General features: G+C 61.3%; 14 protein-coding genes. 9 read left to right on the forward strand and 5 right to left on the reverse strand.

The window, feature by feature from the left end; all coding sequences use genetic code 11:
• Positions 1-67 precede the first annotated feature (67 nt).
• Entirely contained in the window at positions 68-1105 is a 1038-nt protein-coding gene (locus tag WDN01_01150) for a hypothetical protein (GenBank protein ID MEJ0024606.1), read from the forward strand.
• 53 nt (positions 1106-1158) lie between these two features.
• On the opposite strand, the gene WDN01_01155 is transcribed toward WDN01_01150, so the two are convergent.
• From WDN01_01155 to WDN01_01165, 3 genes are all read right to left on the reverse strand, one after another.
• On the reverse strand, positions 1159-1770 hold the full coding sequence (locus tag WDN01_01155; protein ID MEJ0024607.1) for an HAD-IIIA family hydrolase: 612 nt from the start codon (positions 1768-1770) through the stop codon (positions 1159-1161).
• Complete coding sequence (locus WDN01_01160; GenBank protein MEJ0024608.1) at positions 1752-2327, reverse strand: SIS domain-containing protein; 576 nt, start codon at positions 2325-2327, stop codon at positions 1752-1754. The genes WDN01_01155 and WDN01_01160 overlap by 19 nt, the downstream gene beginning before the upstream one ends.
• Positions 2328-2460: 133 nt before the next feature.
• On the reverse strand, positions 2461-3117 hold the full coding sequence (locus WDN01_01165) for a hypothetical protein (GenBank protein ID MEJ0024609.1): 657 nt from the start codon (positions 3115-3117) through the stop codon (positions 2461-2463).
• A 403-nt stretch (positions 3118-3520) separates the two neighbouring features.
• Here WDN01_01165 and WDN01_01170 point away from each other — a divergent pair, with 403 nt between their 5' ends.
• The 3 genes from WDN01_01170 to WDN01_01180 all read left to right on the forward strand — a co-directional run bounded on the left by WDN01_01170 (position 3521) and on the right by WDN01_01180 (position 6442).
• Positions 3521-4600, forward strand: coding sequence for an acyltransferase (locus tag WDN01_01170; protein ID MEJ0024610.1), 1080 nt, complete (start codon positions 3521-3523; stop codon positions 4598-4600).
• 517 nt (positions 4601-5117) lie between these two features.
• The gene (locus tag WDN01_01175) at positions 5118-6095 is read left to right on the forward strand and encodes a hypothetical protein (GenBank protein ID MEJ0024611.1); all 978 of its coding nucleotides are present in this window, start codon (positions 5118-5120) and stop codon (positions 6093-6095) included.
• 35 nt (positions 6096-6130) lie between these two features.
• Positions 6131-6442, forward strand: a complete 312-nt coding sequence (locus WDN01_01180) for a hypothetical protein (GenBank protein MEJ0024612.1) — start codon at positions 6131-6133, stop codon at positions 6440-6442.
• Between the two features lie 69 nt (positions 6443-6511).
• Here WDN01_01180 and WDN01_01185 read toward each other — a convergent pair whose 3' ends face one another.
• Together WDN01_01185 and WDN01_01190 are read right to left on the reverse strand one after the other, a co-directional pair.
• Entirely contained in the window at positions 6512-8515 is a 2004-nt protein-coding gene (locus tag WDN01_01185) for an acyltransferase family protein (protein ID MEJ0024613.1), read from the reverse strand.
• A 10-nt stretch (positions 8516-8525) separates the two neighbouring features.
• On the reverse strand, positions 8526-9515 hold the full coding sequence (locus tag WDN01_01190; GenBank protein ID MEJ0024614.1) for an NAD-dependent epimerase/dehydratase family protein: 990 nt from the start codon (positions 9513-9515) through the stop codon (positions 8526-8528).
• A 247-nt stretch (positions 9516-9762) separates the two neighbouring features.
• Here WDN01_01190 and WDN01_01195 point away from each other — a divergent pair, with 247 nt between their 5' ends.
• The 5 genes from WDN01_01195 to WDN01_01215 all read left to right on the forward strand — a co-directional run bounded on the left by WDN01_01195 (position 9763) and on the right by WDN01_01215 (position 14744).
• Entirely contained in the window at positions 9763-10491 is a 729-nt protein-coding gene (locus tag WDN01_01195) for a methyltransferase domain-containing protein (protein ID MEJ0024615.1), read from the forward strand.
• A gap of 69 nt (positions 10492-10560) precedes the next feature.
• Positions 10561-11265: a methyltransferase domain-containing protein gene (locus tag WDN01_01200; GenBank protein ID MEJ0024616.1), complete on the forward strand. Its 705-nt coding sequence runs from the start codon at positions 10561-10563 to the stop codon at positions 11263-11265.
• A 185-nt stretch (positions 11266-11450) separates the two neighbouring features.
• Complete coding sequence (locus tag WDN01_01205) at positions 11451-12770, forward strand: nucleotide sugar dehydrogenase (protein ID MEJ0024617.1); 1320 nt, start codon at positions 11451-11453, stop codon at positions 12768-12770.
• On the forward strand, positions 12754-14007 hold the full coding sequence (locus WDN01_01210; protein MEJ0024618.1) for a glycosyltransferase family 4 protein: 1254 nt from the start codon (positions 12754-12756) through the stop codon (positions 14005-14007). Before WDN01_01205 ends, WDN01_01210 begins: the two co-directional genes overlap by 17 nt.
• Positions 14004-14744: a methyltransferase domain-containing protein gene (locus WDN01_01215; protein MEJ0024619.1), complete on the forward strand. Its 741-nt coding sequence runs from the start codon at positions 14004-14006 to the stop codon at positions 14742-14744. Before WDN01_01210 ends, WDN01_01215 begins: the two co-directional genes overlap by 4 nt.
• Positions 14745-14969 lie beyond the last annotated feature (225 nt).

Here is a 14969-nt window from a genome sequence, read left to right on the forward strand (position 1 = left end):
CTAGTACTCCCACAAAGTCGGGAGAACCGCCGTTGGCCGTGATACACGCGAAAGTCCAGTGCCAGAGATGGTAGACGCTCCCCACGACGCATCGGTCGAGTCCGGTACACCGCGCCAGACCGTGCGCATGCTCCAGGCAAATCCGTTTCAGAACCGCGAACTGAACAGGGAGGTCAAGCCGGCCGGTCGGTCGCCGTTGACGGGCCATATCCTGGAGGCGTTGAACCTCGTCGTCGTCTGGAAGGGATGGTTGGCGCTCGCGCTGCTGGTTGGCCTCGGGCTTGGGATTTTATACCTAAACGTCACGCCGCACACCTACCGGGCAAACATGGTGTTCGGTCCGGAGACCAACGACACCAATTCGCTGCTGCAGGCCATGAGCGGCTCTCCTCTCGCCGCTCTGGCGCGGGGTCCTCTCGGAATGGGCGGCCAGACCACGCCCTTCACGGCCTTTCGCCAAGCATTGATTTCGCCCGAGGTTGGCCAAGCGCTCCTAAACGATCCCGAAATCGCGGGTGAGATTTTCAACGCGGGCTGGTCGCCGACCGAGCGCAAATGGCATCAATCGCAAGGCCTGTCGACCACCGTCATCAACGGACTGCGCGGTGCGTTGGGGCGCGATCCGTGGGCTCCGCCCTCGGCGGAGACGATGATGACCTACATCGCGCAAAATGTGACCGTTTCGGAGATCGAAGAGACCCAACTCTATACGATGAGCTACGCGTCGGGCTCTCCCGAATTCGCGAAGAAGTTTCTTTATGCGTTGTATCGAGCGACCGACGGGACCATCAAGCATCGGGACCTCGACAAGGCCAATGCCTATATCAGTTATCTGGAAAATCAGATCCAGACCGTAACCAATACCGAGCAGCGCATGGGTCTCATCACGCTTCTGTCCGAGCAGGAAAAGAACCTGATGATGACGAGCGTCAATGTGCCTTATGCGGCCAAGATCATCAGCGAGCCGTCCGTTCAGACTTCGCCCGTTTCTCCGAGCATCATGACGGGGCTGCTCCAGATTCCCCTTGTCGTCGTGCTTCTGACGTTCGCCGGCTTGTACGTTTTCCGGATCTATCTGCCGCGAATGCGGCGCGGCGGGACATAAACCGTCCGCGCCGTCCGACGGCACCGCCCTATCCCGATGGACGATCGAATCCGTTACGAGTTGCGCCCGGCGGCGCGAATGCGCATGACGATCCGCGCGGCGCCGCGAAAATCATCGGCGCGAAAATCCGGCGTCGCGGTGCCGGCCTTTCCGTCCGGCTCGGAAGATTTCACCTGGATCGTGCGCACGCCGGCGTGCTGACCACTTTCGATGTCGGTGTCCCGATCCCCGATCATCCAGCATTCCGCCTTGGACAGCCCGTGTTCGCGGATCGCGGTTTCGATCAAGTAGGGGCTCGGCTTGCGCCTGTGGGCGTCTCCGGCAAGCGCCGGCACCACGCCTTTGGGATGCGAATAGGCGTAGAACGACCCATCCAATTCTACCCCGGCCGCCGCGAGCTGGCGCAGGAATTCGTCGTGCACGGCCTCAAGATCTGCAATCGTGCACTTGCCCAAAGCGGCGCTCGGTTGGTTGGAAACCACGAAAAGTCTGTACCCGTCAGCCGCCAGCGCGGCGAGGCCGTCCGCCGCACCCGCGCACAGGCGCAGGTCGGACGGATGAACGGGGGACTCCCATTGATCCGTCGAAGGATTGAACCAGTTGTGATTGAGGACGCCGTCGCGGTCGACGAATACGGCTCGGGACGCTACTTCGTCGCTTCCCATTTCATCTCGTTCTGCTTGAGCCCGGGATGAGAGACGATGAGGTGCCAGACCACGGCCTGGAAGGCCTCGGTGTGCGGCGTCACCGTATCCGAGCTCATCGTCGGAATCACTACGCAGGCGTCGGCGACCTTCTTCGTGTAGCCGCCGTCGCGGCCGACGACGCCGATGACCCGCGCGCACTTTTCCTTCGCGAGCTGGAGGGCGTTGACGATGTTCGCGCTGATGTTCTTCTCGAGATTTCCGCCGCCGACCGAGAAGACGAATACCGTATCGTCCTTGTCGATCTTGCTCACGCGCAGAAACGCGGCAAAGACCGTCTCCCATCCGTCGTCATTGGTTCGTGCGGTCAACTCCGACACGTTGTCCGTGGGAGCATACGATTCGATACCGGCAATCTTCCGGAAGTCGTTAACGGCATGCGCGCAATTTCCCGCGCCGCCACCGACGCCGAGGAAGAATATTCTGCCGCCTGTGTTGCGGGTGTCGGCGAGGATATCGACCATGCGGTCGATCTGTTCCTGGTCGATCTCGCCGCAAATCTTCGCGGCTTCGATCATGTAACGTGCCGTATAGGCCGTGGAACTCATTGCATCCCCATAGCGCGCGAGCAAAGTCCGATGCACATATTTAGACATGCCGACAACACCAGGGCAAGGGTAGTGGCAAGCCCAGACGCCGCAGTCGCGAGGCTCAGAGGCGGCGCAATTCCGCTTCCTTCTTCGCGCCTTCGGTCGTGCGTGCGGGATGATCCAGCACATGCATCGCGTACATCTGCCTGATCCAGACGGCGTTCTTGATGATGCGTTTTTCGCGTAAAAAGGTGTACAGCGAGATCTTGCGCATCGGCCACCGGTCGTTGAATTCGCGGATGACGAGCCGCTCGCCCGCCCATTCATTGTGCGCATCCAGGAAAACGTCGTCGAAATATAGCGGCGTGACCGGCAGGTAGTTCGCGCTCTGTTTTTCCAGAAGCTCCATGCAGGCCACTGCGGAGGAGTAGTAGTCGACGTCGATCGAGACGAATCCGATCACCCCTTCATAGGTCGCGGTGAATTGCGGCACCGTCTCGGAGACGTTTCCGAGGATCAGCTGCGTATGCGCGGGCAGGCGCTTGCGGAGGCCTTCCTGATCCATCGGGTAGTCGCCGGTCGAGTAATATTCGGGATGATCGCGGTAATCGACCGGCGGCGGCATGCCGCCTCCGGTATCGAAGCCGAAGACATCGATTCGCACGCCGGTATCCTTCGCGACCGCGGCCGCGATACGGCTCATCGACAGCAAGCCGTTGCCGGACGCCACGCCGAATTCGACGACGCCGATCCGCGGTATGCCGAGCTGCTTGGCCATGTCCGCCGCCGCCAGTATGCCGAACGCATAGGGGCGCTGCTCGAACATATCGAACGCGATCTTCGTGCGGGGGCTGCCGAACACAAGCGCGCCGAAGGCCAGAAGGTTGATCAGAAAGGGCTCGTTGAGACGGTCGGATAGATGCTTGTACCAGAAATGACCTGAAAGAAGTTTGGAAAACCGCGACACGCCCGTCCCCGCTGAAACAAATTGCGGGGGGATTATCAAGATTATCCTACAACTTACCAGCCCTCAGAGCCGGGAGCCAGCGGAGCGAGCCGAGCGGCAGATCGTACGATGGAGGAACGGCAAGGGCGGGCGTAACGACGATTTCCAAAGCGGATGACATGGCATAGTCTCGGCGTGAACGGTATGGAAAGCCGAGAAGCTTGCGGAATCACGGATGTCGACGTTTCGACAGTTGAACTCGGTTCAGTACCTGCGGGCCATCGCCGCGTTCGGCGTACTGGCCTATCATGCCTCGATATCGTTGCTCGACACGGTCGCGCGGATTCCGCTCTGGATCGGCTTGGGCGGCGTTGACCTGTTCTTTGTCATAAGCGGCTTCATCATGGCCTGGACGACATATGACGAGCCGCTGCCGCCGCAAGAGTTTTTTCGACGGCGCTTGATCCGTGTCGTTCCGCTCTACTTCATTTTGACGACCGTCTTTTTCGCGATGGTGCGCGTTTTCCCGTCTCGAAGCACGTCGGCAAGCGTGGTCGCTTATGCTCAATCCATACTATTCATCCCGTTTTATAACGACAAAGTGCATCTGGTATCGCCCGTGCTCGGGCAAGGGTGGACACTCAATTTTGAGATGTTCTTCTACGTCATATTCGCCGTCGCGCTTGCGCTTCCGCGTCGCGTGCGCCTCATCGCCGTTGTCCTATGCCTTGGGACTTGCGCGCTCGCCGGAGCGGTTTTCCACTTCACCAACGCGGTCGCCGTGACATATACGAGCCCACTGCTGCTCGAATTTTGCTTTGGTATTGGTATCGCATCGGTCGCACTAAGGTTCAGGGACGGCCGCTTACCTCACCTTCCGGCAATGCTGGTCGCCGCGTGGGTCGTCGTCTTGTCGCTCGCAGCCTCTATGTACTGGTTCACGGGCAGCATGGTCGACCACCGGGTCATTGAGATCGGACTGCCGAGCGCCATGCTCCTTCTGACGGCGGTATGGGCGGAGATGTCCGGCGTCCAGTTCAAATCCCCAACCATCCTTTTACTCGGTGCCGCGTCCTACAGCCTGTATCTGATGGACGGGTTCACGTTGGCCTTCATGCGCCGGGCATGGACTCATACTTTTGAGATCCAATCCTTATTATCCCACGCCGGATTCATCTGTGTGTCGCTGGCACTGGGCGGTATCGTGGGAATTGCGATCCACAAAGGCGTGGAACGGCCAATAACGAAATTATTCTCGCGGAAGCGGCACCATTCGCAGCCGTCAAATGAAGTGCTGAATAAATTGGCGCTCTGATGGATCAGTCTGCAACGATTGCTGCGCGACCGCAAGGATGCGCCTGTCCATCTGTTTTTGATCCGAAAGTCTCGCAGGCAGGTTCAAAAGCTCTGGTCGCAACCGTTTGCTGAGACACAAACGATCGCTGTTCCCGGCTTGTAGCCTCAGCAAGCTCTCCTCGCCGCCAACGGCTTGACGATCAAAAATGCCAACGCTAGCCTAATGCGCGTCGCGACGATGGCCGCCATGGCGCAGCGCCCTCTTCGCTTTGACGCTATGACCGACAAACCCAGCCCGATCGTACTCCACATGACATCGCCGAGCAGGCAATCGCACATCACCAGGCGACAATTCGGCGTAACTCAAGGGCCGGTTGCCTGATGGCCTGGAGACCTGATGCAAGAGCCGCGCAAATTCCATTCGGCCGTCCGGGCTATGTGCGGCATTCCGATCGGCAGAACAGCGGCGGCAACGCCTAACCCCACAACAACCCGCGCAATCGATTTTATCCCGCGCGCACGAGAGGATGACTGGAATGCCCACCTATGAATTCGATGGCCCTGTAGTTATCGCCGACACTCCCGGAACCTTTCCCGTTGGTAACTCGGCCCTTGTTCAGGCCACGACGAGTGCGGCATCTGGCGGTACCGGAACATTCGCACAGGGGCTGGCGGTCAGTATTACGATGACGGGCTCGTCGTCTCACGATGGCGATCTCATCGGAATTCAATCCGGAGCGACTTACTCCGGCACCGGAACGTGCGACGAGCTCCTGTGCATATTGAATTCCGCGGTTGCCAATAGCGGCAATACCGCCAAGGTTTTTGTCTCGGAGAATCAGCTCTACGTCTCTAACGGCGCAACAGTCGGCACCGCTTATATGTACGAGGCCAGAGCGCCCATCATCTCGGGCACGGGAACCGTTGCTGCAACGGGTGCTTTTCACGCCCCTCCGATGAAGCTTGCCGGCGTCACCACCGGCTATGGAATTCTTTGTGAAGGGACCGCCGACTACAACATCCTCGCCGGGTCGCTTAAAATTGGGGCCCTCTCCAATCCCGCCGCCGGCTATGCGCTGGATGTCACCGGGAACGTAACGATCTCGGGGGCGATCGGATCGGGCATTCACACGCTGGTGACCTCGAGCGATAACACCCCGCTCCTGGTTTTAAGCTGCTCGAGCGCTAACAGCATTGGCGTTAGCGCGACGATCAATAAGACCGGGGTCACCGGTCTGGCAACCAAAAACCTTGTTTTCGCCACCAGCAGTTCCATGGCGGACATCGTGATAGGTCCATCCACGGCGGCTCCTTTGGCCTTGGTCGTGAAGGGCAACGGCAATATCGGCATCGGCGTGACGACGCTCGGCACTTCCGCAGCCCGCGTCATCGGCATCGCCAATGGTGTCGCGCCCACCAGCAGCCCGGCGGGAATGGGACAGCTGTACGTCGAAAGCGGTGCACTGAAATATCGCGGCAGCAGCGGCACGGTAACGACGGTCGCGCCGGCGTAGACGGCGCTTCCCGCATCGACAGCAAGGCAAACTCCGTGAAGCACATAAGACTGGACGGCATCGTGAACGAGGAAACCGGCGAGCCCGTCGATGCGGGGGCCGTCATCGTTGAGGCCATCACGAAGACGCCGGCGGCCGGCAGCCAAGGCATCAATCCCATGGAGCAGCTACAGCGCATCCGCATCATCGACGCTGTGCTGAAGAGGAAAGACAGGGGAAGCCTCGACCTGGAAGACGCGGATTACGACCTCCTGGTGTCGATCTGGAAGGTCGTGCCCTTCCTGACCGTGCAGCGCGCGATCATCGAGCTGACGCGGCGCATCCTGGCTCCGGATGGGGCCTCATAAAGCTGGCTCTCGTTGAATGAACTGACGAAAGGCGTTCGGCCGATGGGCCGCCAATGCGCACCGTCGAAGTCAGGGATTTAACATCCTGGGCGCGGCCCGTCGCGCCCAAGATGCGAACGCTTCGGCGACCTTGCGACTGCCAGGCTCGGACAAGTGGGAAATGTCCCGCATATAAAGATCGGGCCCCGCAATCATCCGGCAGACGCCGGAATCGCAAAACACCGGCACGGGGTCGAAGACGCCCATGGCGGGATGCCTCAACTTGAGTCGTTCTACCAGCCTTCGGAAGGACGACTGCTCCCCGAGGACCGCTGCCGTCGAGATGAGGCAAGTCTCGGCCGGCGGCTCGAAGGGACGGGCCATGCACTTGCGGACGTCGTAGGCCAAATGCGGTGTGTCATAGAACAAGACCACTTTTACGCCACGGCGCTCGATAAAGGTGATGGTCCTGTCCAGGCCCACTTCGTAGGCCCGTTCGAGCGACAAACCCTTTGTTCCCGCTATGGACATGAAATCGTCCGGCATCATGCTGCCGTCGGTCCAATCGCGCCTATGCCCCTGTGCGTCCCAGATGGGCCACAATGCGCTGATGATGACGAGCCGCAGGTTCGGATCGTGTTCGACGATGCCTTGCCACATCGCCTGCTGCTTCGCGATCAGTTTTCCGGCGCACGGATTTTCGGCCAGGTCGACGCCAGGCAGCCGGGCAATGGCGTCGGTCAATGGTTCGCAAGTTCCGATATTGAGCACGGTCTCCTTCGGAAAGACCGCCGCCATGCCCGGATAAAGATGATTGGCGTGGCTGTTTCCCAGCAGAAGGATCGTTGGGGGGCGTGGCGAACTCTGCATGCAGAACCACCAGCCGCCCACCTCTGGCCAGGGGTGGACCGCCTTGCAGGTGTCGTTGGTCAAGTTCGCCCAGTTCAATTCGATGTTGGAAGGCGTCCTGGCGAGGCGTTGATAGGGGTAAGGCATCGCGACAGCGGCTACGGCGAGGCAAGCCGCCGCGGCTGACAGCGCGCCAATCACGCGCCGATGCAGCCATCGCCGGCGTACCGGCTTTTCGACCAGCTCGTAGGTGGCCGCGGACAGCGCGACGGCCAGCAGGACGAGGGCGAGCTTCAGCCAACGATTGGTATCGATGTTGAATGCTTCGATCCGCGTGAGCACAAGCAACGGCCAATGCCACAGATAGAGCGGATAGCTGATGCGGCCGATATAGGTCGCGAGCCGGTTCGAGAGCAGAAACCGGCTGGGCCAGGATGCCGGTCCGGCCGCGATCACGAGCGCCGCCCCTGCGGTCGGGAGTACGGCGTACCAGCCCGGAAAGGCGATCTGGTCGGAGTAAAGAAAGGCCGGAACCAGGATCAGCAGAAGGCCCGACGAAGCGGCGATGGCGGCCCGCGTGCCGGCGTGCGGCGCGGCCGCGTCGACGCGGCGATTGGCGAGAACCGCGCCCAGCACGAATTCCCAAAGCCGTGTCGCCGGAAGGTAGAACACCGCCGTCGAATAGGCGTGCACAAATTCGACATTGAGGGCGAAGGACGCCAGACCGACCAGCAGCATGATCGTCCAGCGCCGCTTGCGGAACCACCACAGCAGGAGCGGCCATACCGCATAGAATTGCTCCTCGACGCCCAGCGACCATAGATGCAACAGCGGCTTCAGATCGCGATCGATGTCGAAATAACCCGCGTCCAGCCAGGAGGTGATGTTCGGCACGAAAAACACCGCCGCCAGGACGTCGCGCTTCAGCCGGGCGAACTCATCGGGCAGGAACAGGATCGCGCCCGCCACGAACACGGCAGCGAGTACGATCAGCAGCGCCGGAAGAATGCGGCGGGCGCGGCGCAGATAGAACTCGCGCGCGCGGAAAGTGCCGTCGTCCACGCCCTCAATGATGATCTTGGAGATCAGGAAGCCGGAAATGACGAAGAAGACGTCGACGCCGATGAAGCCGCCGGGAAAACGGAACGGTACGGCATGATAGCCGACCACCAGCAGGACGGCCAAGGCACGCAAGCCATCGACGTCGGGCCGATAATGCAGCGCCGGCGCGCGGGACGCATCCATCTGTGTGGGTTCAGACAAATTCACCCGATGGCGATTCGGTCTTCCATCGCCGCAATCCCTCTTCCAGGTCTGTCTCGAAGCTATAACCAAGTTGCGTCAGGACGCTGGGTACGATGTTGGTGGAGCGGAAAAGCTTCATTACCCGTCCGCGATTGACCGATGTCTTCATGCCGATCGCCGCCAGCACTTCGAATGCGAGGCCGCCGAGCAGCATCAGCCACATCGGCACGATCAGGCGCGGCATCCGGTAGCCCGCGACGGCGGCGAAGGCCGCGCAGATGTCGCGTGTCGTATAGCGTGCCGGATAGGCGAGATTGTAGGTCGTTTCCTCGCGCCCCAGGTCGCGCACGAAGCCGATCGACCGGACCAGCTCGCCGACATAGGCGCAGGACTTCACGGTATCGGTGCGGCCGGGATAGACGAACCGGCCCCCTTTCAGCAGCGCCGCCATGCGGGTGAAATTGCCGCGCTCGCCCGGGCCGAATATGACGGCCGGGCGGACGATGACCAGCTGGCGCCCGGCAGCGACCCGCCGCCAGGCCCGATGAATTTCCTCGGCCTGGTATTTGGAGCGGCCATAGGCGGACTCCGGACTGAGCGTCCCGTCCTCGTCGAGCGGAGCTTCCGTCGGCCCATAGACCGAGATCGAACTCAGAAAGATCATCCGGTGCGCGCCGATCGCATCGGCGAAGGCGCAGATGCGCAGGGCGCCCAGCACGTTGGTCCAGAAATACTCCCAATCCTCGTGACCGGGCGTGGTGTGGACTGCGGCCAGGTTATAGACCTCGGCATCGGGGAATTCGCCCGGGATCGCGATCGGCTGGCGGACGTCGGCGCGGACATATTCGACGCCCTCCACCTTGCGGGCGACGTCGTTGAGGTCGGCCGAGACCAGCCGGCCATACTGGCCGGATTTGACCAGTTCGGAGAGAAGGCGGGTTCCGATAAACCCGGCGCCGCCGAACACGATCGCGGTTTTCGATGATCCTGGAGCCGGCACTTAGTCCCCCAATCGGCGCGGAATGATCAAGTTGCGCCACCAAACGTCATGTATTCGATAGGCCGCCGGATGAAAAGCGGTTCGCGCAGCGGACCTGTCCGCAGCGCCGCGGATCGCGTTTTAAGGCTCCATCGCCGCACCTCGGACCAGGTACATGCCACATCGCGGCTTGCAGATGACGGGGGTTTCGTAGGAAAAGAACAGCACAATCGAAAATGTTGGCATCGGGCGCCGGAGGCCCAGTCGTATGAGCATTCGTGGCGTGAAACACCCTGCGGCGTTCCTCGACTATCTGGCCGGGACCAAGTTCTCCGGGATGGACCGGATGGATTTCGACTTCGCACCGCCCGCTGACAGAATAAAGGTTATCGAAGATCTGGTTCGCGGGAAGTCCTGCCTGCACATAGGCTGTTGCGATCACATTCCGGCCATTCGGGAGAAGATCCAAACCGGTGAGTGGCTGCATGGGCGCCTCACCAAAGCGGCGTCATATTGTCTCGGCGTGGACATCAACGCGGAATCGGTCGCCATCGCGAAGAAGGAATCCGGTCTCGACAACATGATCATTGCCGATATCACAAACCCGACCCCGGTTGTCGAGATCGCCGATCGGCATTGGGATTATGTGGTCTTCGCCGAAGTCCTGGAGCACATCGGCAACCCGGTCGCTTTCGTACGGACATTTCTGGAAACCTATCGCGGCAAGGTGGACTATTGCGTGTTCACGGTGCCCAATGGCTTCAACGCCGGCAATATCCGCGGTGCATTCTCGGGCTCCGAGACGAACAACACCGATCATCGATTCTGGTTCACGCCCTTCACCATTTCGAAGGTCGCCTACGATGCGGGACTCGATCCTTTGTCCATCGAGCCCGCTTGCATCATCAAGCCCAACCCGATCAAGCGCGCGATCCTGGCGCTGTTTCCGATGCTGGCTTCGACTCTCATTTTCGTGGGCGCGACGAAGCAGCCGTGACGTCGGGCCGGTTTCGGACCAGGGGCAGAGTTGATGGCCGGTATCGCGGCGAGAGCCAAGGAATGGGGGATGCGGCAGCAATTCCTCCCCGGGCCGCTCGGCATTTTCGTCAACCCAGGCTATATTTCGCGACGCGGACTGCAATTGGCAATCGCGAAATATGCGCCGCAATTCAAAGGCCGTTTGCTCGATCTGGGTTGCGGCCGCAAACCCTACCGGCCGCTCTTCGCCAACGTTTCCGAATATGTCGGCGTCGATGTCGAGGTCTCCGGTCACGAGACCAAGCGCATGGAAGTCGACGTCTATTACGACGGCAAGACGCTGCCCTTTCCGGACGATCATTTCGACGGAATATTCAGCTCGGAAGTGTTCGAACATGTCTTCAATTTGCCCGCGATCCTGAACGAACTTCATCGGGTGCTGCGTCCCGGCGGAATCATGCTGATCACCGTTCCGTTCGCGGTCGAGGAACACGAGGTTCCCTACGATTTCGGTCGCTATTCGTCTTTCGGGCTCAAGCACATCCTCGAGACGGCGGGATTCGAAATCCGCATCCAGGAAAAACGCGGGACCTTCATCGCGGCGCTCACGCAATACGTGGTGTCCTATCTCGCGCGGCGCTGGCCCCTGTCGAAGAGCACCGCCGTGCGGTTGATCGTCACGCCGATCCTGTTCGCGCCGATCAACGCCATCGGCATGCTGTTCGCTGCCATCCTGCCGAAGGACCAAAGCCTATTCATCAGTAATGTCGTGGTGGCGTCGAAGCCGGGATGACATAGCGGATCGCATAGAGTAATGGACCGCCGGTTTGGGCGCCGTATTGCGATGCCGCTTTGCAGATTTCCTCAGGGGCTCAAGTCTTTGACTTCCCGGGCGCCGGTTTGTTATCGTGCTGGTGCATACCCCCACGAAATTCTCTGTCGAGCCGGCGGAGCTCGCTGTCGGACCGGATAAAATTGATGAACGTTGCCATCTTCGGCTTGGGTTATGTGGGCGTGGTTTCCGGAAGCTGCATCGCACGGGACGGGCATCGCGTCATCGGCGTCGATCCGGTCAAGGAAAAGGTCGACGCGATCAACCAGGGCCGCTCGCCCATTGTTGAGCCCGGCCTGGGCGAGTTGATCCAGACCTTGCGGCAAAGCGAGATGATATCGGCGACGCAGGACGTGCTGTCGGCCGTCAAAGCCTCCGAGCTGATCATCGTCTGCGTCGGCACGCCCAGCATGGTGAACGGCAATCTCGACCTCCGTTACGTGCATGCCGCCCTGGCGGAAATCGGCCGCGCGCTCGCCGAGGTCGATGCCTATCGCGTCGTCATGGTTCGAAGCACCGTTCTGCCCGGTACCGTACTCGGCGAGGCACTGGCGATTCTCGAGCGCGAATCCGGCAAGCGCGCCGGCGTCGATTTCGGCCTCTGCTTCAATCCGGAATTCCTGCGCGAAGGCACGGCGATCCAGGACTATCTGTCGCCGCCCAAGACCGTCATCGGCGCCATGGAAGGCGACGAGCGTTCGGTGGCCGTGGCCAAAGCGCTGTACGAGGGCCTCACCGCGCCCCTGATGGTCGTGACCATTCCGGTGGCCGAGATGGTCAAGTACATGGACAATACCTGGCACGCGCTCAAGGTGGCATTCGGCAACGAAGTCGGCTCGATCTGCAAGAAGCTCGGCATCGACAGCCACGAGGCCATGGCGATCTTCGTGCAGGACACGAAGCTGAACCTGTCGCCCTATTATCTGTGGCCGGGCTTCGCGTTCGGCGGTTCCTGCCTGCCGAAGGACGTGCGGGCGCTTACCTATCGCGGGCGCAGCCTGGATCTGTCGCTGCCGCTCCTCGAAAGCCTGTTGCCGAGCAACCAGTTTCATATCGACCGCGCCTTCGACATGATCGCGGCCGACGGGCGCCGTCGCATCGGCGTGTCGGGACTTAGCTTCAAGGCCGGCACCGACGATTTGCGTGAAAGCCCGATCGTGCAATTGGTCGAGCGCCTGATCGGCAAGGGCTATGAGCTTCGTATCTATGATCCGGACGTCCGCCTCGCCTCCATCGGCGGCGCCAACCAGCGCTATATCCTCGAACACATCCGGCACATTTCGCGCCTGATGGTGGACACGCCGGAAGATCTCGTCCGGGATTGCGACATCCTGATCTTGTCGAAAAAGGACGAACACACCGCGAAAGTCGTCGATCTGGCGCGTGAGGGCCAGGCGATCGTCGATCTCGTCCGGGCGGCGCCGGGACGGCGGCACGAAGAAAGCTATCATGGCATCTGCTGGTAAGCGCCCCGGCGTTCTGATCATCGTACAGAATCTGCCGGTGCCGTTCGACGCGCGCGTCTGGCAGGAATCGACGACATTGACCGCCGCCGGCTACGACGTCAGCGTCATCTGCCCCAAAGGCAAGGGCTATACCGCGGCCCACGAAGTGCTCGACGGCGTGAACATCTATCGCCACGACATGCCGTTCGAGGCCAACAGCGCGGTCGGCTTCCTAGTCGAGTACGCCGTGGCGCTGTTCCACGAGACCCGTTTGGCGTGGCGCGTTCTGTTCCGGCACGGCTTCACCGTGGTCCACGCCTGCAATCCGCCCGACCTGATCTTTCTGGTGGCGCTGCCCTTCAAGCTGCTCGGAAAGAAATTCGTGTTCGACCAGCACGACATCGTGCCGGAATTGTTCGAGGCGAAGTTCGCCCGGCGCGGCTTCTTCTATTGGCTGCTGCGGATGTTCGAGCGGATGACCTTCGCTTGCGCGAACATTTCGATCGCTACCAACGGTTCCTACCGCGAAATCGCGGTCGGCCGAGGCGGGATGAAGCCCGATCGCGTCTTCGTGGTCCGCAGCGGACCCAAGCTCGAGCGGTTGCGGCTCATGCCGCCCGATGCCGCACTGCGTCGCGGCCGGCGGTATCTGGTCGGCTATCTGGGCGTCATCGGAACCAGCGAGGGGCTTGACGGCCTGCTGCAGGGCATCGACCACATCGTCAACAAACGCGGCCGGAAGGACGTGCAATTCGTCATTGTCGGCGGCGGCCCCGAACTCGAGAATATCCAGCGCATGGCGGGCGAGATGGGTCTGGCGGACGACATCATCTTCACCGGCCGGGTATCGGACGAGGAGCTCCTGCGCTGGCTGAACACAGCCGATGTCTGCGTCAACGCGGACGCCGTGAACACGATGAACGACCTGTCGACCATGAACAAGATCGTCGAATACATGGCGCTGGGAAAGCCGATCGTGCAGTTCGATCTGCGCGAGGGACGGGTTTCCGCCGGCGAGTCCTCGCTCTACGCGAAGGCGAATGACTGGGAGGATTTCGGCGATAAGGTGATCGCCCTTCTGGACGATCCGGCCAAGCGGGAGGCGATGGGCGCGTTCGGCCGTCGCCGGGTCGAAACCGAACTCGCATGGCAATACGAAGCGCCGAAGCTGCTCGCGGCTTACGCGCGCGTTGCGCCGGTCGCGGGAACCGCCCGCACCCCGGAGCAACCCGGCCCTATCAAGAGTGAAGTGTCATGACCGCATCGGAAGCCGCCAGCAAGACCGCCGCCTATTTCGACAGCGAGTCGCCGACCTGGGACGACCGCTATGTGCGCCAGAGCCATTTTCGCACGCGCCTGGAGACCTTGCGCAATTGGCTGGCCGCGCTGCCGCCCAATCTGAGCGTGCTGGATTTCGGCTGCGGTACCGGCGTCGCATCGGCGCAGCTCGCGAGCTTGGGCCATCGCCCGACCGGCGTGGACATTTCCGAGAAGATGGTCGAGACCTCCCGCGCCGCGCTGCAGCGCTCGGGCATTCCCGAAGACCGGTTCACCTTCGAGCATATTTCGCCCGACGGCCGGGGCGCGTATCTCGAGAAGACCTATGACGGCATGGTGAGCCTCGGGGTCTTCGAATATACCGACGATCCCGCCGCGCTGCTGAAGCTGCTCACCACTCGCATCAGGCCGGGCGGATTTCTGATCATGTCGGGTCCGAACCGCCGCAGCCCGGTGCGCTGGATGGAACATTTCGTTTTTCGCCATCCGCGCTATTTCGCGGTGATCCCGGGGCTCAAACGGCTCGCCTCGCCGGACAGCTACAAGCACTATCAAAAGCACCAATTCGTGGCCGGCGAACTCGCCGCCTTGCTGGACAGTTGCGGGATGACCTTGGAGCGGACCTTCTATCACGGCGGTCCGTCGGTCCTGGGAGGGCTCGAGCATACGCCGTGGCTGGGCATGACGATGATCCTGCAGTTCAAGAAGCGGCCCTGATGGATCTGGCGGCTCGCCACGCGCCGCCGCCGGTTCCCGCCCGGCCTCTGTTGCAATGCGGTGGCCATTTGCTAATTAGAGGCCTTGTCTGGGGTGTTGGGGCTCTTGGGCCTAGGACGCGGCGCCGGAAGGTTGTCCAAATTCTCTTGCGTGGGCGTGAGGGATTGCTGCGCCGGCCGTCGCGCCGATCGCGGCCTTACGCCGGCGGCGCGGGTAAAAAGGGGT

The sequence above is a fragment of the Rhizomicrobium sp. genome (genome assembly GCA_037200985.1).
Taxonomy (GTDB): Bacteria; Pseudomonadota; Alphaproteobacteria; order Micropepsales; family Micropepsaceae; genus Rhizomicrobium.